General features: G+C 40.7%; 9 protein-coding genes and 2 pseudogenes. All 11 read right to left on the bottom strand.

Translation table 11 applies throughout. The features are described 5' to 3' along the window. Window positions 1-146: 146 nt before the first annotated feature. The 11 genes and pseudogenes from HT696_RS10665 to metF all read right to left on the bottom strand — a co-directional run bounded on the left by HT696_RS10665 (window position 147) and on the right by metF (window position 21,475). Complete coding sequence (locus tag HT696_RS10665; RefSeq protein ID WP_240150243.1) at window positions 147-10,835, bottom strand: DUF1542 domain-containing protein; 10,689 nt, start codon at window positions 10,833-10,835, stop codon at window positions 147-149. 463 nt (window positions 10,836-11,298) lie between these two features. Beyond that, window positions 11,299-11,727 (bottom strand): annotated as a pseudogene (locus tag HT696_RS03490) (hypothetical protein); the annotation flags it as partial. An 8-nt stretch (window positions 11,728-11,735) separates the two neighbouring features. Then, a pseudogene (locus tag HT696_RS03485) lies at window positions 11,736-12,170 on the bottom strand (hypothetical protein); the annotation flags it as partial. Window positions 12,171-12,175: 5 nt separating this feature from the next. After that, window positions 12,176-13,150 carry an Rpn family recombination-promoting nuclease/putative transposase gene (locus tag HT696_RS03480; protein WP_055387790.1) on the bottom strand — a complete coding sequence of 325 codons (975 nt, stop codon included), beginning with the start codon at window positions 13,148-13,150 and terminating at the stop codon, window positions 12,176-12,178. Window positions 13,151-13,808: 658 nt separating this feature from the next. Next, complete coding sequence (locus HT696_RS03475) at window positions 13,809-14,693, bottom strand: PucR family transcriptional regulator (RefSeq protein WP_173283333.1); 885 nt, start codon at window positions 14,691-14,693, stop codon at window positions 13,809-13,811. A 3-nt stretch (window positions 14,694-14,696) separates the two neighbouring features. Then, window positions 14,697-15,083 carry a Mini-ribonuclease 3 gene (locus HT696_RS03470; protein WP_000567927.1) on the bottom strand — a complete coding sequence of 129 codons (387 nt, stop codon included), beginning with the start codon at window positions 15,081-15,083 and terminating at the stop codon, window positions 14,697-14,699. Continuing rightward, entirely contained in the window at window positions 15,076-16,419 is a 1,344-nt protein-coding gene (cysS, locus tag HT696_RS03465) for a cysteine--tRNA ligase (protein WP_173283332.1), read from the bottom strand. Before cysS ends, HT696_RS03470 begins: the two co-directional genes overlap by 8 nt. 81 nt (window positions 16,420-16,500) lie before the next feature. After that, window positions 16,501-17,385, bottom strand: coding sequence for a GNAT family N-acetyltransferase (locus HT696_RS03460; protein WP_173283331.1), 885 nt, complete (start codon window positions 17,383-17,385; stop codon window positions 16,501-16,503). An 11-nt stretch (window positions 17,386-17,396) separates the two neighbouring features. After that, a complete protein-coding gene (gene cysE, locus HT696_RS03455; RefSeq protein WP_173283330.1) occupies window positions 17,397-18,014 on the bottom strand; it encodes a serine O-acetyltransferase in 618 nt (205 codons plus the stop codon). 15 nt (window positions 18,015-18,029) lie between these two features. Then, window positions 18,030-20,243, bottom strand: a complete 2,214-nt coding sequence (gene pnp, locus HT696_RS03450; protein WP_173283329.1) for a polyribonucleotide nucleotidyltransferase — start codon at window positions 20,241-20,243, stop codon at window positions 18,030-18,032. Window positions 20,244-20,608: 365 nt separating this feature from the next. Next, window positions 20,609-21,475: a methylenetetrahydrofolate reductase [NAD(P)H] gene (gene metF, locus HT696_RS03445; protein WP_049513159.1), complete on the bottom strand. Its 867-nt coding sequence runs from the start codon at window positions 21,473-21,475 to the stop codon at window positions 20,609-20,611. Window positions 21,476-21,507 lie beyond the last annotated feature (32 nt).

Here is a 21,507-nt window from a genome sequence, read left to right as displayed (position 1 = left end):
TTGTCACCTCCATATTTGTAAGACTATTATAAAACTCAAATATGAAATGTTTATGAAATACGAAAAAATTTCAAAAAGAGCAACGGCTTTCACCGTTGCTCTTTCGAGTACTATTCTAGCTAGTTTCCGACTAGTCTAAGCTTAACTTATCTTAACTGAGTAAGAATAGCTTTGAGTTTATCAATCAACTCATCTTCTGTGTGGTCAGACTCTTTCTCATTGGCTAGGAAGGCAACTGCTTGAGCGAGAGCTTCTCTTGCTTGGTCGAGAACTTTCGCATCTACACTTGTAAGGTCGCCGTCTTGAAGAACCTTAGTTAATTCCTTGGTCAATTTCTTGAGTTCTGACTCTTTCTTGCGACGAGCGATGAGGAAGAGAAGGAGACCAAGAAGGGCGAGAAGGCTGCCAATCATCGTGCCGTATGGAAGATGACCTTGCTCTTTGCTTGTTTCTTTCGTTTCTTCTTCATCCTTAGTCGCTTGCTTGCCTTTCAAGGATTCGAGAGCTTCTTTGACCTTAGCAGTAACCTCTCTCAAGCCTGCCTCTGTCAAGTCAGCATTTCTAAGGGCTGCTTGACCCTCTCCGAGAATGACCTTCGCAGCGTCGATGACAGATTGATCAATACCATCCAAGTCTTTCAAACGAGTTTCCAGTTCTTCAACCAATCGAGCAAGTTCAGACTTGTCAACAGAACGAGTCTCACTAGAAGTCACTGTAGTGTCTGAATTGTTTGAAGTAGATGTAGAAACTGGTGTTTCTTGAGCTGGAGTACTTGCTTGAGCCTGTCCAACAGTAGATGATGGAGTAGCAGGGGTGGTGTTGCTACTATCGTCTGTCGTCACACCAGGGACTGGAGTGTTGCCACTGTTACCTGGTGTCACACTGTTGCTATTGCTGTCAGCAGGGGTGGTAGTACCGCCGTTGTTGGTGTTAGCACTGTTGTCAGTGTCGCCACTAGTATTGCTATTACTGCTATTGTCGGTATTAGCACTGTTGTTAGTGTTAGCACTGTCGTCAAGACGTGGAGTTGAATTTGGACGAGGAGCAGGCTGAGGATTGATGTTATCGATAGCTTGTTTGCCATTATTCTTCGCTTCATCTACCTTATCGTTAGTTGTCGCGTCGTCAATAGCTTTCTTAGCGACAGTTACTGCTGTATCAACATCAGTTTTCGCTTTGTCCTTCTCTTCTTTCGTCAAGTCGGTACGCTTATCAATCTCATCTTTCTTAGCCTTAGCTGCTTGGTCGATTTCTTTCTTAGCTGCTGCTTTCTTATCGCCAGTTGGATTGATGTTATTGATAGCGGTAGTGCCATTATTCTTTGCTTCATCTACCTTATCGTTAGTTGTCGCGTCGTCAATAGCTTTCTTAGCGACAGTTACTGCTGTATCAACATCAGTTTTCGCTTTGTCCTTCTCTTCTTTCGTCAAGTCGGTACGCTTATCAATCTCATCTTTCTTAGCCTTAGCTGCTTGGTCGATTTCTTTCTTAGCTGCTGCTTTCTTATCGCCAGTTGGATTGATGTTATCGATAGCGGTAGTGCCATTATTCTTTGCTTCATCTACCTTATCGTTAGTTGTCGCGTCGTCAATAGCTTTCTTAGCGACAGTTACTGCTGTATCAACATCAGTTTTCGCTTTGTCCTTCTCTTCTTTCGTCAAGTCGGTACGCTTATCAATCTCAGCTTTCTTAGTCTCAGCCGCTTTGTCGATTTCTTTCTTAGCTTCAGATTTCTTATCGCCAGTTGGGTTGATGTTATCGATAGCTGTATTGCCATTATTCTTCGCTTCTTCTACCTTATCGTTAGTTGTCGCGTCGTCAATAGCTTTCTTAGCGTCTTTTGCTGCTGTATCAACATCAGATTTCGCTTTGTCCTTCTCTTCTTTCGTCAAGTCGGTACGCTTATCAATCTCATCTTTCTTAGCCTTAGCTGCTTGGTCGATAGTCCCTTTAGAAGCATCTGTGATTTTATATTTCACTGGTACATTTTCCGTACTACCATCTTCATATGTCACTGTAAGTTCAATATCATGGAAACCATCTGTTGTAGGATAGCTTGTTCCATCTTTCAACTTAGCAGACTGTTTGTGTTCAGCATTTACAGCGTCTAACAAATCATTATCTGTAACATTTTGTTTGTATGGTTTGACTAGTGTATTTGTAGTCACACTGTGACTTTGTTTCGTGTGAGGCGTACTGCTAGCGCTATTTTCAAAGTCGCCTTCTCCTGATTTGGCTGTTACCTTCACACCATCTTCTACTTTGTCCGCTGGGACTTCTATAGATCCGTTTGTTACCTTAACTTCTGGATGGTTTCCTTCTACTTTCCACTCTCCGTCTTCGCCTTTCTTGACAACGACTGGTCCGCCTTCTTTCAACGGTATCTCGATCCGATCTCCTCCGTTGTTTGTATCTGGGGTTACTTTCAGATTACCATTTTGCCATTGTCCTACCGTTGGCGCTACTGGCTCTGTTTGCGTTACTTTCAAGGTTACGGTTGTGTTTTCTTTTGAGCCATCTTCATAAGTTATCAATACTGGAACTTCACTATTGCTTCCTGGCGTTAGACTTGGTAATTGCCCTACTGAGGTTACAGATGTGATTCCTGCTTGGTCATAATCTTTTTTCGTTCCGTTATCTACGATTCCAACAATTCCTTTTGTTGTATGAAGATCGTCTCCACTCAACGTGTCTGTTGGTTTCTTAATGATGTCTACTTTTGTAACTTTATGTGAGTTTGATGTGATTACTGTTGTAGTTTCATCACTCTTCGTTTCACCATTTCCAGCTGTAGCTACCGCTGTTATTGTGTATGTTCCATCTTCATGAGAGCCAAATTTCCATGTGTTATCTGGAGATTTTGATATAAGTCCATTCGATAATGACCAATTTTCTGATTTTTTCGCTACCACTTTAGTCGCAGATCCATTATCTTTCGAAATACTAAACATTACTTCATCAGCATCAGTCGGTATATTGATTTCTGTTTCACCATTCATTTTCGTCGTTGACGTCAACTCTGCTGGTTTCGGATGTTTAATAACGACTTCTGAACTGTTATCAGATTCTGTTTTATCGTTACCGGAAGTATACACAACTTTGGCGATAATTTTTCTACCTGCAGCAAGAGTTTGACCTTGAGTTAACGGAACTGAAATATTATCTTTCTTATCGTAGTTGCCTTCTTTAGCCACTACTTTTTCACCAATCTTAACAGGATCTTTAGTGGTGTCAGTTACATCGTAAAGCTCTACAGTTGTTCCACTATTCACGTTGTTTACTGTCAAGCTTGTTGCACTGGTTGTAGCACCTTCTACTGTCGGCGTTATTGGTTTAACAGTAAACGTTACATCAAATTCCTCATACAGATTCCAATTCTGAGATTTTGTATCCGAAACATAAGCTCGAATTCTATCTTTAACTTTTCCTAGGTAATTTGCTTTTTGTTTATCAGCGCTTCTAGTATATGTTGCATACTCTGAATAGTAGTTATTAGATGAAGATTTCCAAACTGAAGAAGTCCAACTATCATTACCATTATGATTATAATATGTAGAAGAATTGTTAGATGTACTTTCAAAGTTTCCTCCAAACGTCGCAACTACTTCTGTCTTTATCGGTGTAACGTGTAAAACAGGGACTTTTACATCAACATACTCACTATTGCTAACCTCTTGTCCGTCAGCATTTGTGATTGTATATGTAATTTTAACACGTCCAGTTTGATTAGGATTTGGAGTAGTAGTAACCGGCTTGCTTTCCCATCCAACTGTCACATCATCAGGTTTATTTATATTTCCATTATTTTCATTTTTAAATTGAATATAATTTGCTGCGTCCTTTCCTTGTGGTAGTGGAGTTGTAGGTTTCACACCATCTGTTGGATTATGATCTTTTTCTAATACAGTTGGGAATGAACTTTGTTTCGCCACAGCTGTTGGATATACTGTAACAGGTACAGTTACTTCTGTTAGTTTCGTAGTTGTATTATCAACATTTTTTTCTTTCACAACTAATGTTGCAGTGCTATCACCTACTGTTGTTGTGTTTGGAGCAGTTTTCCATTCAACCGTTAAGTAATTCGGTAAAGATTTTTTATTATTTTGTTCTTTATATACTAATGCAGTTGTAGGCGAAATTGTTACAGAACTTCCTGCAAGATACTTCAACGAAAGTCCTTCGAATGTTCTTCCTTCTGCAATATTTGCAGATGTTATTCCGCTCTCCAGATTTTTAAATGTTTGTTTTACATTTAATGTTTTTGTGTTCGAAGCGTCATTTTTTCGAAGATATTGTCCATTTTGTAAACTAACACTCCACTCACCATTGCTATTAGCTGTAGTAGTAATGCTATTATCATTTTGTAAAGTAAGTGTTACTGTCGCATTCGGTAAACTTGTACCTGATACCGTGCGATCAGCATCTGTCAACGTTCCATTAATTGTTGGTCTATTAATAGTTGCCAATCTATTTAATGGCATTTGCGTTTTTGTACCATCAGAGTAGGTCACTTCAACAGTATTATTAACATCATTTCCTTTACTTACTGTTATTATTGTATTGGTTGGCAATTGAGTATTGACTTTTTGTAATTCTGTTACTAACTTTTGTTTTGCAGCTTGTGTTAATTCACCATTTTGAATATCGTCTTTTTGCAACACAACAGATGTGTTTTTAATCCCACTTTCATAAACATTTTTAAGAGATTTTACCGTTACTGTAATTTGTTTTGTAACCGCCTGAACATTTCCCTGATTATTGTAATTTCCTGCAGCATCAACAGCACTATACGTAATTGTATAAGTTCCTTCTTTTAGATAGTCATTATTTCCTAACGTTATAGTTTCCCCATCTTTTTGAATACTTACAGTTAAAGTTCCTTCTCCAACAGTTTTTGGCTGTCCTTGAGCTGGGGTATCCTCTGCATCGCTTACAGTAACAAGATTTTTCAATGCAGCTAAAGTTAAAGTCCCATCAGCATGATAAACCTCTTTAGTATCTGGTTTTTTATCTATTGTTGGTAAGGTATTCGTTGCTGTTGCTCTTGCATAATCACCAGAAGGATTATTTACCTCATTATCATAGTGAACACGAGCAATTACACTATTATTAGACGAAGGAATAGTGAACGGAATATCATTTTTTGTATGAGTATCTTTAATGTGTAATTTAAATACTTTCTCAGCTGGATTTGTACTTCTTTCTTCCGTAAAGTCAGTTGTTGTTTTTCCAGTAGCTGTAAATGTGCTACTTCCTGAAGGTTGATGTTGTTCTTCTACTTGCCATCCATTATCCGTTTTGTTGATTCCATACTGATACTTACTTCCGTCTTTACTTGCAATGATGACATAGAAACGGCTAGCATCATGTGGTACACGAACAACAATATCACGTCCTGCTTGAACTGGAGTTTCTTCAAATTTGGCTTCTCCTAAACGAACCTTAACAAGCGTTGAAGCCGAAGTCATTCCACTTATTTCTTGTTTAATTGAAACACCTTTAGCCGCTTTTGTCTTCGCATCTTGCTTCTCATTTTGAGTTAATAATTCATCATTTCGAAGTTCATATTCCCAATTTCCGTTTGCACCTACTCTCGTTGTTACTTCTTTATTATTTTGTAACGTAATTTTAACAGTTGCTCCTGGAATACCAGTTCCTGCAATTCTTCTCTCTATTGAGCCTAAGTCATTTCCAAATTCTCTCGAACCTGTAAACGTTGGCGCTACTGGCACTGCAATTTCTGTTCCTGTTACAACTTTGTAAGAATCATCTTCAAAAGTAATCTTAGCCACGTTTCCAAAACCTGCATCTGTCATTTTCTCTACTCGAGCAGTTGTTGGCAAGTTTTGATTTTGTTGTTTAATTTTTTCAACAAATCTGCCTCTTACAGCATCTGTGAAACTATTGTCCGTAACATCTGACGCATTGAAAGTCTCTTTTTGATTTAAATTAATTGTCGTAACATCTGCAATTGACTTAACTACAATCGTACGTGTGACAGAATCCGCAGCTGTTCCAGCAGCATCACTTGTACCGTACGTTACTACATAGCTACCTTTTTTCAGATAATCAGTATCATTAAGATTGAAGGCTTTACCGTCTTTAGTAATAGAAGTCACTGTTAATTTTTGGTTAGCCGTTTGACCTACAGTTTTATTATTATCATCCTCAACATCTGTGGCAACCATTAATTCCAAAAGTTTCGCTCTTGTTAATTTGTCACTAGCTACATACGTGTCTTTACTGTCAACTTTATTTGTGATTGTTGGTTTTGTATTAGTTACATTTGCACGTACCCAATCAGCACGTGTCTGATTTTCACCTACATAAATTTGTGAAGAATTTCCAACTGAATTTCCTGCAGCATCCGCTTTGTGCATACGTAAGCGAAGTTTATTTTCTCCAGCTTGTAATCTGAAAGGAATATTTGATTCCGTTTTAGGGTCTTTGACACTAATATGGAATTTCGTAATTGAAGGATTCGCTTGTGAAACTATTTCTAAGTTTAATTTACCCGCAAAATTCCCGCCAAGTTTCCATGTTCCATTCTCTTTTTTAACTGTTATTTCTTCTCTGTAATCATTCATTTGAATGTAGGCTAATCCTACATCTTTAGGTAACGTAAAGTTAATATCACGACCCGCAGCAACACTATTTTCTAAAGTAGGGAATCCAATCAGAACATCTTTACTCGTCGTATCAGATTCTACATTATTAAAAACTTGCTTAACTATTACTTGTTTACCGTTGTAACCACTAGTGTTATCTGCTAATTTATTTTGAGTTAATACTTCACCAGCCTTTAAGTCATACTTCCAATTCCCGTCAGTTCCTACTGTTGTTGTAACTTCTTTATTATTTTGTAACGTAATCTTAACAGTTGCTCCTGCAATACCAGTCCCTGAAATACTACGCTCTGTTGAGTCTAGTGAATCTGCATACGCTCCTTTTGGTGTTACTACCGGCGCCGTTGGTTTAGCCACTTTATCATGAGAAACATCTATACTTGAACCATCAGAGAAAGTCACTTTGACAACTTTATTCGTTTCATCTGTTGTCCCTGCTGTAAACTTAGGATTCCCTTTTAACGTTTGGTTGACTTGTTTTAGCTTTTCAGCAAAACTACCTTTGATATTTTTCGTAAAGTTACCACTTGTAACATCATTATTACCATATTCTACTTTATCAGTTGGATATACAATATCGTTCGCATAGGCCTCTGCAAGTGATGAAACTGTAATAGTATGTTCTCTTGTAACTCTTACTCCTGCAGCATCTGTTGTTGTATACGTTAAATTGTACGTTCCTTGTTTTAAGGCTTTACCATTTGTTAAATCAACAGATTGTCCATTTTTCGTAACTGTTACATCTAAGTTTTCTTTAGCACTATTTCCAACTGTTTTATTATTGTCATCTTCTGCATCTGTTACATTAACAAGTGTTTTTAACTTATCTTTTGTCAAAGTACCATCTGAGATATAAGTAGTATTTTGATTTGCTACTGCAATGGCTGGATCTGTATTTGTAGCTCGCGCTGCTACAGACCATCCTCCATCATTAGTTGGATCCGCTGGATTATTGCTACCATTAACATAATGAGCACGAACTTGTATAGTAGTGTCATCATTAATTCTAAATGGAATATTTTCTTTTCTATTCGAATCCTTAATATGAAGAGTAAACACTTTTTCAGAGATATTATTCCCATTAGATACTGTCAACTCAGTAGTGCTAACTTTATCTGCATTTAATATTTTCCAATTTCCGTCAACTAATTTAACATCATATTGAACAGTATCACTTCCATTTTTTATTTGTAGATAAAATAATGCAGTATCGTGAGGTAATTTAACAGAAATATCTCGTCCTGCCTTAACAGGTGTAGCTACAGAGATTGCTCTTCCCATTTGAACATCCACAGTCTTCGCTACTGATTCAATATTATTAACAACCTGTTTCACAGATATAGGATTAGAAGCTTTTACGGTCGAATCTTTATCATTTTGTGTTAGTTTTTCATTCGACGCTAAGTCATATGTCCATGTACCATTATTTTTAACAGTAACTTCCCTAACTGTTCTTCCATCTTGTAATGTAATTTTTACTTTTGCTCCAGGCTGACCTGTACCCGAAATACTACGCTCTGTGGAAACTAGCTTCCCGCCTTGATTTTGAGGAATAGTAACTGTTGGTGCTTTTGGTTTAATTTTGTAGTTAAAGTAATAAGTTTGTGAATTACCATTTCCATCTTGGGTTCTGATTTCCGCTATATGAACTCCTGGAGTTTGAGTATCAGCAACTATACCATCTAAAGTTGGAGCAGTGTATGGAGTAGCTTCCGTGGCTGTTGTTTGAGTACGGAAATCTTGACTGAACTTTTCTTTATTAACCCCACCTGGTGTATTGTCAATAGATAGATTATTGATTTTTCCTGAATTATCCCATACTTTTATAGTTGGAGTGAATCTTTCGCCCTGAGCAACCTCATACAAAACAGGGTTTGAGTTATTTTTACTTGTTGGAAGCTTAGTTCCATTCACACTAACTACCGGCGGAACTCCGTCCGTTGGCACAGGCGCTTTACGTATATCACTAGCATCACTATTCCCAAAGTAAGATATGGCACTAACTTCTGTTCCAGCTTTAGCATGCCCTGCTTTTACTGAGAATGAATTTCCATTGATTTGAATTCCATCCGCACCATCCCCACTACTAGTCCACGTTCCGTTTTGAGCATTACGTATTAAGGTCACCGTTTTATTTGCGCCACTAGTATTCGTATAAGTAAGGTCTACCTTATCTACGTTTTTATTTTGGGCAGAATCAGCATAAGGAGTTACTGTCACGGTTCCCTCATTATTAGGCGCAACTGTCGGAGCATTCGGCTTTTCTTGTAAACCTCTCGCCATGAAGTACATTAGGCCAGATGAATATTCATACGACCTCATACCAGCACCATAATAAAGTGGAGCAAACTTATTATCTGTATGCGTCTTGTAAGAAATTGTTACAGTACCAGAGTCATTATATTTTAAATAGTATAATTGGTCGCTGTTCTGTTTTAACACCTCTATATTTTTAGTTGCTTTGGCTTGAATAGCATCGGAAATAGCTGTATTTCCTATAGGTTGTCGAGTAAATTTATGAAAAAGAGGTCCTAAATAATAATATGCTGATGAAGCCTGAGTTTGATTTGGTTTGGCTTGAACTCTCTGAGTAGAACCTATGATATAATCGGTTTCCGTAACGTCAGTTACACTATCAAAAGCTTCAGTAAAATGATGATTTTCAGCACTTCCATAATCCGCTTCAGTCGCACTCAAATGTTCTTTTATTTTACTACGCCAATCATCATTTAGTAGACCTCCACCATATGACTTACTACCGCTTGTTTTTCTGGTAACCGCAAGGGCATCTTTCATGATATGTCCCTTAGGCAAAGTAAACCAATACAAAGCATTTTGGTGACTTCGATTATGAGTATTGAAAGTAACAGTCCAGATGTAGTCTCCTTCAACGTTAGAATCTTTTCGAACAGTTATCTTTGCTTCGTTTAAGGCCTCCTCCACTGCTACTTGATTATCTTCTCTAGGAAGTCTATCATTAGTGCCTCTTCTCATCGCATACAAATAAGTCTCGGCAGGCAACCCTGAACCGTCTCCATTTTGCACAATATACGCCCTTTTTGTATTTAGCGCCGTTGGATTAGCTCTAAAATCAGTACCTTCCGCCATTCTACTTCCATTTCGCAAATCACGTTTTCCTGATTTTTCACGAGTAAGTGCTAAGGCAAGTTTCTTCTCAGCTTGCTTTCCTTTTTTGAGGAGTTCTTCAATTTCAGCTGGTGTTAACTGAGGTTGTAATACACTAGCTTCAATTGATTTAACAATTTCTTCTACTCCTTCTAAAAGTTTCTTAGTCTCAGGACGTGTGATTTCATTTGCCTGTGTCAGATAGGCAGACAAATCTTTCGAAATCGTTTTCAATTTTTCTTTGTTCTGATTATCACTAACTTCTGGCTTTGAAAGTTTAGTTGATGGAGTCCTAACTTCTCCATTAGTTGATGCTACAGGATTCTTCTCTAGGACTTTTGTAACAGCTTCCTTTGGAGTTAGTACAGTCCCCTCTGGAGTATCCAGCCTAGTGTTTGTCAGACCTGCTTTTTCTAAGACTGGAGGAGTTGAAACTTGAGGTGACAAAGCTTCCCTGACCCGACGAGTCAGGTCTTCCATGAGTTTGACTTGCTCATCAACCTGTGCTTGCGTCGCTTTTGGATTCTCTAAGACCGCCTTAGCCTTTGCGAGACCTTCTTCTACTTCAGTGTGGAGAGCCTTCATGGAGTCTAAGGTCAGATTTGCCAACAAAGCTTCTAGGGTGCTTTGTGTCGATTTGGCTACACTTGTGTCAGCTACTGGCGCTGATCCTTCCTGATCTTTTTCCTTCGCCACTTGAGGAGCTTCTGCGTTCTCATCTATCTTAGTCTCAGGCTGAAGACTTTTAACTTCAGCTTCTGATTCTTCTTGACTTCCTTCTTCAGTTTTAGCTTCTGGAGCGCTAGATTCTCCTGCTGATTTGAGGGCAACAGGTTGTTCAACTACTGCCGTTTTCTCAGGACTCTCCTCATCTGAGTCCTGTGGATCCTCATCTGAATTTCCAGAAGGTCCAGCAACTACATCACTAGCTGTTACTGGAGACACTGCAGGGGCCTGCGCTTGCACCCCATTCGCAAAGAACATCAGAGCCGCCACTGCAACACTAGCAGCCCCAAAATGATATTTCCTTATTGAGTAACGGTAAATTTTTTCACCATTATCATCACGATATGATTTTCTCATTATCTTACCTCTCGTTTTCCCTTTCTGGAGGTACCAAAAAATACCCCCCCCTTAAATATTTTAGGTATTTAAAGAAAGGATATGTTTCTTTTTATTCCCACACTTGTCAAAAGACAAATTCTGAGATAGTATTATTATATCCTATTTTCGCAAATTTGAACAGCAAAACGCGAAGTTTTTAGCAGTCTCGTGGAGACGCTAAAAAAGTAACAAAAAAGCCGATATAACAGTATTTTCTTGCAATTATATATATATATGCACACCTTTATATATCAGCCTTATTATGGATAATATTTTAAATTTAACATAAATAAAAAACAGACCCTATCTATAGAAAGATAAAATCCGCCATTTTTTCGATATAAAATCAACAGAAGCATTCTGCTGAAAATAGTGAAATACGATGTAAGTTTCCTAGCACTCTGATAAGATTTTGAGGGAAAAGCTAGATACATCCCCTAACTTACAAAAGCGCCTCAAACTCAGCCACGGTCATACCCAGTTGCTGACTGGCAACCTCAGGTGTCAGAAGACCTTGACGAACTAGATTTAGTAGCATAGACAAACTTCCTTCAGCTTTCCCACGTTCAAGTCCTTGTTCAACTCCTTCAGCTCGTCCACGCTCTAAACCCTCTGCACGGCCACGTTCAAGTCCACGCTCTAAACCTTTTTCTTCAGCTTGTTCCAAGGCATAGTCATGTGCTAACAAGGCTTGTTCTTCTCGCATACGTAGTTCACTAAACATTTTCCTGTCCTCCTCGGACCAGCTCTTGTAATCCAGCAGTTGGTCTGCCTGGCTGATGGCTCGCTCAGGGTGCTGGGTAAAGGGTTTATTCCCGAAAAACTCCAACCACGGTTTGCGAATACTATCTTTGCTGGTTTCTCTGTATTTGTTAGATCTTATTTATGATGCTCTTTCAATAGTGCCTCAAACTCAGAGACAGTCATACCCAACTGTTGACTGGCAACTTCAGAAGGCAAAAGACCTTGACGGACTAGATTTAGTAGCATGGACAAACTTCCTTCAACTTTCCCGCGCTCCAATCCCTGTTCAACTCCCTCAGCTCGTCCACGTTCTAAACCCTCTGCACGACCACGTTCCAACCCTTTTTCCTCAGCTTGTTCCAAGGCATAGTCATGCGCTAACAAGGCTTGTTCTTCGCGTCTGCGTTGTTCACTAAACATTCTCCTGTCCTCCTCGGACCAGCTCTTGTAGTCCAGCAGTTGGTCTGCCTGGCTGATGGCTCGCTCGGGGTGCTGGGTAAAGGGTTTATTCCCGAAAAACTCCAACCACGGTTTACGAACCTCGTCCTTGCTGGTTTCTCTGTATTTTTTAGGTTTTATTTATGATGCTCTTTCAATAGTTCTTCAAACTCAGCCACGGTCATGCCTGATTGCTCACTCGCAACCTCAGGTGTTAGAAGACCTTGACGAACCATATCCAGAAAGGCAAAAAGTTTTCCTTCTTCCCTTCCTTCAACTTTCCCGCGCTCCAATCCCTGTTCAACTCCCTCAGCTCGTCCACGCTCTAAACCCTCTGCACGACCACGTTCCAACCCTTTTTCCTCAGCTTGTTCCAAGGCATAGTCATGCGCTAACAAGGCTTGTTCTTCGCGTCTGCGTTGTTCACTAAACATTCTCCTGTCCTCCTCGGACCAGCTCTTGTAGTCCAGCAGTTGGTCTGCCTGGCTGATGGCTCGCTCAGGTTGCTGGGTAAAGGGTTTATTCCCGAAAAACTCCAACCACGGCTTGCGAACCTCGTCTTTGCTGGTTTCTCTATATTTTTTTAATTCCAAGAACGCCATCTTAACCAGATGGTTTTCTTGTCCGTTATTTGTGATAGTTAAAACCTCACCTGTCGTATCTTCTCGCATACTAAAGCTGTGAAAAGCCAAATCGTCCGAGAAGTAGTTGCTATCTACAATTGCGATTGCGTAAACTGGTGCAATGTATTTGTAGCTCTGGTGGGTATCACCTTCACGTTGACGGATTTTTTCAAGGTTTTGATTAACCTGACTGCACAGGTAAGCCCACAGGCGATTGATGAAAAAATTCTGATGATGAACCTGAATCTCAATGATAACCTGTGTCCCATTGTCCAACTCCGCCAAGACGTCTATACTGGTATAGAAATCCTGCGCTGAATAGGACATGGAAGGCAAGACATGAATGTTACTTCCCTCCAAAATGGTCACATTTTTGGCTGGTAAATCCAACATATCGCGAATAAATTGACAAGTGATCTCTGGATTACTAAAAATCTTCTTAGCAACCAAGTCATTGGTTGGGCTAATGCCCGGATGTCTTAGAATCATCCTTTTCCTCCTTCTATTATAGCACATTTTTTAATCTAGGTTTGCTAGATTCACTGCTACTATCTATTTATTCGGAAAAGAAAGGAGAAAGTTAAAAATTTTTAGACTTCACAGGTTGAAATTTACATAAAAAAGCAGCTGATTCTTTTTTTGATTCTACCATATTTCTAGCGATTACCACTATAAATAGGATACATTCCAGTTTCTAGTAGAAAAGGACTCTGAAAAGCAAACAAAACCCAGTATTAGGAAGAGTTAAATCTTATCTGAAAATGACTAGCTCTCAAGCTATAGTTTTGTGTCTAGATATAAGTATCACTAGGAAAAACTCCATAAGTAAACACAGCAAAATTGGATGTTCCTACTATGCGAAAACCTCTTCAAACTACGTCAACTTTGCCTTACCTAGAGCTTCAAAAGGACGTTTTGAGTCATCTGCTGGTAGATTTATTCATTGATTTTCAATCTTCTAATACTAAACAAAAATCAAACAACTATAGTGAAATAACATAAATTTTACATGAATAGATTAGGAAAATCAAAGCAAATTCTAAGAATGTTTTAGCAGTCACAGTGTACTTTCCCAGCCTCAATCCACTATAACTCTGCACATAAAAATGGAGAAGATGGCAATCCTCTTCTCCAAATATTAACTTCTTTACAAACCAACTATAGTTGACAAAGAACCTAAAATCAATTGATAACACAGAGTCAGGTCGGTCAACTCTTTCAACTGAAGCCCTGTCAACTCTTCCCACTTATCAATCTTGTATTGGAGAGAATTGCGGTGCAGATAGAGTTGCTGAGCTGTTTTAGTGAGAACAGCACTATTTTCCCAAAGAGAGAGAATGATTTCCTGAATCTGATCCTGGTCCAAAATCATCTGGTGCAGGCATTCTTTAATGACTCTCAGGTCCACAATTCTTTCCCCCATACTCCAAAGATAGAGCTGAGAAAAAGTATGAACACCTTGGTGACCCTGACGCCACCAAGTCTTGAACAAATCGCGCTCCGCTTTGATTAAGTCTGATAGGACTTGATGTCCCGTCTGAGACCAAACCTGTCCTAACATAATAGAGAGACGCAGTCCAAAGTCATACTCAACTGCCTCAATCGTATCACTTAAAATAGCTCGTACAGAGGCGTACTTATCTTGTTGAAGCACGAAAACATAATCCTGAGCTCCAACCTGAAGGACGGTCTGACAGTTCGGAAAAAGAGTCCGCATCATATCCAGCCAAGAAGCTAGATTTTCCTGCTGAAAATAGGAAAGATGGCAATAAACCAGCTGAATCTTTTTAAAAGCTTGCGGTGCCTGTCCCTTCCCCTCAATCAGATAAGAATACCAAGGATTGAGCGAACGAGCCTGCTCCTGCTGGGTCAAAAGGGAAATCAACTGCTTTTCACGCTCGCTAAGCCCAGCTTCATCCAGCAAAATCCACCGCTGAGAAGCCAAAGGGAGCGTGAGATAGCCCTCTTTCTCTATTGGTTGGTCTGAAATCTGAGCTTCAGGAAACCAGTCTTGTAGTTCTTTTGCCATCATGTCCTAGCCCTCCACTTTTTGGATGCACCATGAAATCAAGCTCTCAAGACGTTCCAGATTTTCAGTCATATGGAGATAGCCCATGACTGCTTCAAAACCTGTGGACATACGGTAAGTCACCACATCAGCATTTTTGGCCTTGGTGTGACTATTGGTATTGCGACCACGTTTGTAGATTTCTTCTTCTTTTTCCGTCAGGACTTGCTCCTCTAACATAAGGGAAATCAGGCGAGCCTGAGCCTTGGCTGAGACATACTTGGTCGCTTCTTGGTGGAGTTTATTGGGCTTGGTCATACCTTTGAGGATGAGGTGACGGCGAATATACATGGAATATACCGCGTCCCCCTCAAAGGCTAGCGCAATCCCGTTAATGAGATTGACATCAATCACGTGTCCACCTCACTCCATCCTTGGTATCAAGGAGCTTAATCCCTTGAGCAGCCAATTGGTCACGAATTTGGTCTGCTGTGGCAAAGTCACGATTGGCACGCGCTTCTTGACGTTTTTGAATCAAAACTTTAATCTCTGCATCCAAAACTTCCTCAACAAAGACAATTCCAAAGACTTCCAACATATCCGCAAGAGCTTCCTTAACACTTGTATCATAGTTGCCTGAGTTGACCCATTTGGCCATTTCGAAGACAACTGTGATACCGTTGGCAGAGTTGAAATCCTCATCCATAGCTGCTACAAACTTGTCTTTAAAGTCCTGTAACTCTTGAACATCTACAGTTCCAGTAAATGGTTGCTCATAGGTGTTTTTCAGATACTTGAGATTAGTCTCTGCATCACGCACTGCCTTTTCTGTAAAGTTGATGGGCTTGCGGTAGTGTTGAGTCGCAAAGAAGAAACGAAGCACTTGCCCATCGAGGGTTTTGAGGGCATCATGGACAGTGATAAAGTTCCCCAAAGATTTGGACATCTTGACATTGTCGATATTGACAAAGCCATTGTGCATCCAGTAGTTGGCAAAAGTCTTGCCTGTTTTAGCTTCAGACTGGGCAATTTCATTGGTGTGGTGAGGAAACTCAAGGTCCGCTCCACCACCGTGGATATCAATAGTATCGCCCAAAATTTCTGTCGACATGACCGAACACTCAATATGCCAGCCCGGACGACCAGGTCCCCAAGGACTGTCCCAAGAAATCTCGCCTGGTTTAGCAGCTTTCCATAAAGCAAAGTCTACAGGATTTTCCTTGCGAGCTGTTTCTTCATCGGTACGACCTGAAGCACCCAGCTCCAAGTCTTCCAAGGTTTTATTGGCTAACTTGGCATAGTTGTGGGATTTTTCCACACGGAAATAGACATCTCCTTGACTCTCGTAGGCAAAACCTTTTTCAATCAAATCTTCCACAAAGCGGATAATGTCAGCCATAAACTCCACCACACGCGGATGGCGGGTCGCAGGTTTGACGCCCAAGGCTGTCACATCCTCACGAAAGGCAGCGATGTACTTGTCCGCAACCTCCTGAGGCGTGATACCTTCTTCCTTGGCACGGTTGATAATCTTATCATCCACATCCGTGAAATTAGAAATATAGGCAACTTCGTACCCACGATACTCAAAGTAACGTCGAATCGTATCAAAAGCTACCGTCGAACGGGCATTCCCTACGTGGATATAGTTATACACGGTTGGCCCACAAACATACATCTTGACCTTGCCGTCCTCAATTGGGACAAATTCTCGCAAATTACGAGACATAGTGTCATAGATTTTAATCATAAATCATAGTCAGGAAAGCTGAAATCCAAGAACAGTTAGTTTCATCACTAAGAGTTCAATTGAATTTCAGTCCGAATATCTCTACACTTCGGAATCCCTTGCTCCTTTCTCATTCAGATAAACCACCTGAGTCTGTTTGACAAAGCCAATTTTTTCATACAAACGTTTGGCACCTACATTGCTATCTTCCACTGCAATCTGAAATTCCTTGTCATTTTGCTCAATTAGTTGGTTGACAAGGGATTTTGCTAAGTAGCTTCCATAGCCTTTTCCACGTTCAGGTTCAGATATTGCTAAACCGTAGAAGTAATTCGTATCGCTCGATAAATCAACCGTGCAAGTTCCAATAACCTGACCGTCTTTTAATAAAATATACAAGTGGCTTTCTGGATCTTTCAGAGCCTCAGCAACATATCTATCCACAACTTCTCTAGATTCATGTTCCTCTGAGAATGCCTGAAATTTTAACTGACTGATTTGCTCCTGATACGAACTATCTGCTAACAAAACTTCAAGATTAGAAACCTTTGCTAACGGATAAGGTCTTCTATCCTTACCTAACCAGGTTTCTGTCTCTTCATCCTCGACCAATCCCCAGTTACTGACAAAATCAGGATGGCGGTCTAGAAAAACACGCTCTGTCTGAAAAGTAACTGAATGAATCGGAAAAGAAGCTGTTTCTCTCTCAAAACTAGTAAACAACGCACGCGCAATTCCCTGACGGCGATGATCTGGATGAACCAGTATCGTCACTTCTACATCTTGGTCATCTGCATAGACAGTTAAGAGACCAACAAGTTCGCCTTTTTCATAATAAAGGAAAAAGGCGGGCATGTTTGGGTCAAAATTAAGCATGTTAGAGAGATAGGGATTACGATAGGTACCGTCATAGTTTTGGCAACAGTTAATTAGTTTTTTCGCCTCAGATAACTCCTCTTGGCTTAACTTGTTTCTTGCTTGAATCATATAGGTATCCTCTACAAACCAGACGATCTGTGACTTACATCTTTAGCCTGCTCGAGTTTATTGACGTAGTACTCTCGTTTTTCTTCTACTTCGTGAATGGCCGGCTCATCCTTTTTACCATGAACACGGACAATCTTGGCCGGAATACCGACAACCGTCACATCACTAGGCACGTCTGCGACGACAACTGCTGCTGCACCGACCTTGGCATTTTCACCGATTTCCACAGGTCCGATGACTTGAGCATGTGCTGATATAAGGGCACCCTGACGAACGGTCGGATGGCGTTTGCCACAGTCTTTTCCTGTCCCACCAAGAGTTACTCCGTGGTAAAGCATAACACCTTTTTCAACAATAGCAGTCTCTCCGATAACCAGGCCTGAACCATGGTCAATAAAGACTCCAGAGTCGATTTGGGCACCTGGATGAATCTCAATCTGAGTCCAAAAGCGCCAGAACTGACTGTGCATACGAGCCAAGAGTTTGAAGCCATGATTCCAGAGAAAATGCGAAAGACGGTGGGCCGCTAAGGCTTTGACACCTGGATAAGTCAGTAAAACCTCCAAAGTGGTGCGGGCCGCTGGATCATTTTCTTTTACGATATCAATGGTTTCGCGCCACCATCCCATACATTTCTCCTTTTCTTATTCTGAATCTTTTGGTGTTTCTGTAAATTCTTTCTTAGGTTTGTGATCCTTGTGATGACGTGGGCGGTGAGGTCTCTCAGACTTTTCGCCTTTTTCATCACGTTCAGGTTTTGGAGGACGAGGAAGGAGAGCTTTCATAGAAGCATCCACACGTCCTTTTTCATCAATCTTGATAACTTTAACATCAACTTCATCCCCGATTGCTACCAAGTCTTCGACATTATTGGTACGCGTCCAAGCCATCTCAGAGATATGAACAAGGGCATCTGTCTTATCAAAGAGGTTAACAAAGGCACCAAATTTCTCGATACGAACGACTTTAGCACGGTAAACTTCATCCACCTTAGCTTCACGAACCAAACCAGCAATAATTTCTTTAGTACGATTGATGGCATCTTGGTCACTAGAGTAGATAGATACATTTCCTTCTTCGTCGATATCAATCTTAACGCCTGTTTCAGCGATAATCTTGTCGATGGTTTCTCCACCCTTACCGATGACAATCTTGATCTTGTCCACATCAATCTTGATGGTATCAATTTTCGGAGCAGTTGGAGCCAATTCTGGACGAACTTCTGGAATGGTTGCTTCAATCACATCAAGGATTTCAAAACGCGCTTTCTTGGCTTGGGCAAGAGCCTCAGTCAAGATTTCTGCAGTAATTCCTTGAATCTTGATATCCATTTGAAGGGCTGTAATCCCGTCACGAGTACCTGCAACCTTGAAGTCCATGTCTCCAAAGTGGTCTTCCAAACCTTGGATATCTGTCAAGACTGTGTAGTTATTTCCATCTGAGATGAGACCCATGGCAATCCCTGCTACTGGCGCCTTGATTGGCACACCACCAGCCATAAGAGCAAGCGTTCCCGCACAGATAGAAGCCTGAGATGAAGAACCATTTGATTCCAAGACTTCTGCTACCAGACGGATAGCGTATGGGAATTCCTCCAAGCTTGGCAAGACTTGAGCAAGGGCACGCTCACCGAGAGCACCGTGACCAATTTCACGACGACCAGGCGCACCGTAACGACCAGTTTCCCCTACAGAGTATTGTGGGAAGTTATAGTGGTGCATAAAGCGTTTCTTGTACTCTGGGTCCAAACCATCAATGATTTGAGTTTCTCCCATTGGAGCCAAGGTCAAAACTGAAAGGGCCTGAGTTTGTCCACGAGTGAAGAGACCTGAACCGTGCACACGAGGAAGGAAATCAACAACCGCATCCAAAGGACGGATTTCATCTACCTTACGACCGTCAGGACGCACCTTATCTTCTGTAATCAAGCGGCGCACTTCAGCGTGTTCCATTTGTTCCAAGATTTCAGCCACATCACGCATGATACGGTCAAATTCTTCGTGGTCTGCATATTTTTCTTCGTAAACAGCAGTCACTTGGTCTTTAACTGCTTGAGTCGCAGCTTCACGCGCCAATTTTTCTTCTACTTGGACCGCTTTTTGGAGGTCGCTGTTGTAGGCTACGATAATTTCAGCCTGCAATTCAGCATCCACATGAAGCAATTCTACTTCTGCTTTTTCCTTACCAACTGCTGCAACGATTTCTTCTTGGAAGGCAATCAATTCTTTGACTGCTTCGTGCCCTTTAAGGAGAGCTTCCAACATGATTTCTTCTGACAATTCTTTAGCACCAGACTCTACCATGTTGATAGCGTGTTTAGTACCAGCTACTGTCAATTCAAGGAGAGATTGCTCTGCTTGTTCTTGACTAGGGTTGATGATGATTTGACCATCTACATAGCCCACTTGAACACCAGCGATTGGTCCATCAAATGGAATATCCGAGATAGAAAGTGCCAAAGATGAACCAAACATAGCTGCCATTGGTGCAGAAGCATTTTCATCATAAGAAAGCACGGTGTTAATCACCTGTACTTCATTACGGAAACCTTCCGCAAACATAGGACGGATTGGACGGTCAATCAAACGCGCTGTCAAAGTCGCATCCGTTGAAGGACGTCCTTCACGTTTCATAAAGCCACCCGGAAACTTCCCAGCTGCATACATTTTTTCTTCGTAGTTGACTTGAAGAGGGAAGAAATCCCCAGTTGCCATTTTCTTAGACATAACGGCCGCAGTCAAGACAGTTGACTCACCGTAACGCACGACAACAGAGCCATTTGCTTGCTTAGCAACCTGACCAGTCTCTACAATTAACTCACGACCCGCAAAAGTCGTTTGAAACACTTGTTTTGTCATTTTAATCCCCTTTGGATTGATGAAATTATACGCCTTGCCTACAAAGATCAAGATACCAAGGACGTCAAAAGCAAAGTAAAAATAGGAAACTGACGAAGTCTTCGATGAAGACAAGACAGTTTATCTTTTTTACACAGCTTTTAGCCCGTGTTCAACTATCTAGATACTTTGAAAAGTTTAAAAATATTATTCTTTAGCATTTGTACCTTCTATAGCAGATTTGAATAGCTAAGAATCTGTTAATACCCTCATCTTTGTATCAAGTACGTACAGAGTCTATTTTATCATATTTTTCTTAAAAAGTGCGGTCTTTACCATTAAAAAGGAACCATTCCCCTCAGCTGAGAAGAATGGTTTACTTTTTATTATCCTAAGGACTGGTGATTAAACAAGGCATGAGTTGCTTGGTGGATGTATTTTGCTGTTTCCGCATTGTTCATAGTGTAGAGATGCACACCGGCAACATCCTGAGTTACCAAGTCCACAATTTGGTCCACCGCATAGGCAAGTCCTGCTGCTCTGAGCGACTCAGGGTCATGCTCATACTTGTCTAAGATGGCTTTAAATTTGCGTGGAAGATGGATATTCTCACAAGTCTTCAAGAGGCGGAGAGCCTGATTTCGATTCAGAATTGGCATAATCCCTGCATGAATGGGAACATCAATCCCAGCCAAGATACACTTGTCTTGGAAATCATAGAAGCGCTCATTGTCAAAGAAAAGCTGAGTTACAAGGCTCGAACAACCTGCATCCACTTTCTTCTTAAGATTTTGAATATCTGAAATCTGATTTGGTGAATCTGGATGGCCTTCTGGATAGCAAGCGCCAACAATATCAAAGTGAGGGGCTTGTTCCTTGATGAACTCAATCAAGTCCGTTGCGTAGCGAAAATCCTTTTGTGGTTCCACATCTGGAATAATATCCCCACGAAGAGCCAAGATTTTCTGCACCCCAACCTTGTCCAAGTCTGCAATAGTTTCAGCAACCTTGTCCTTGGTCAAATAGATGGCTGGCAAGTGAGCAATAGTCGGAATCGCCAAGTCATTTTGGATAAAATCAGCCAAACGGACCGTCGTTTCCTTGATATTAAATTTATTATTGCTGGCAGTCACACTGATAAAGTGGGGAGCCAACTCCTGCATATTTTGAAGAGCAGAAATAATGTTATCATTACCCACGGCTGGGTTTGGAGGGAACACTTCAAATGAGAGTGACGGTGTTTGGCGTGACATATGTAATAACCTTTTCTAGTTGATTTCTTTTT

Origin of the sequence: Streptococcus sp. 9903, from assembly GCF_013276625.1 — a bacterium.
GTDB lineage: Bacteria > Bacillota > Bacilli > Lactobacillales > Streptococcaceae > Streptococcus.
Note: the sequence above shows the minus strand (reverse complement) of the source record. Positions and strands in the feature narration are given on the sequence as shown.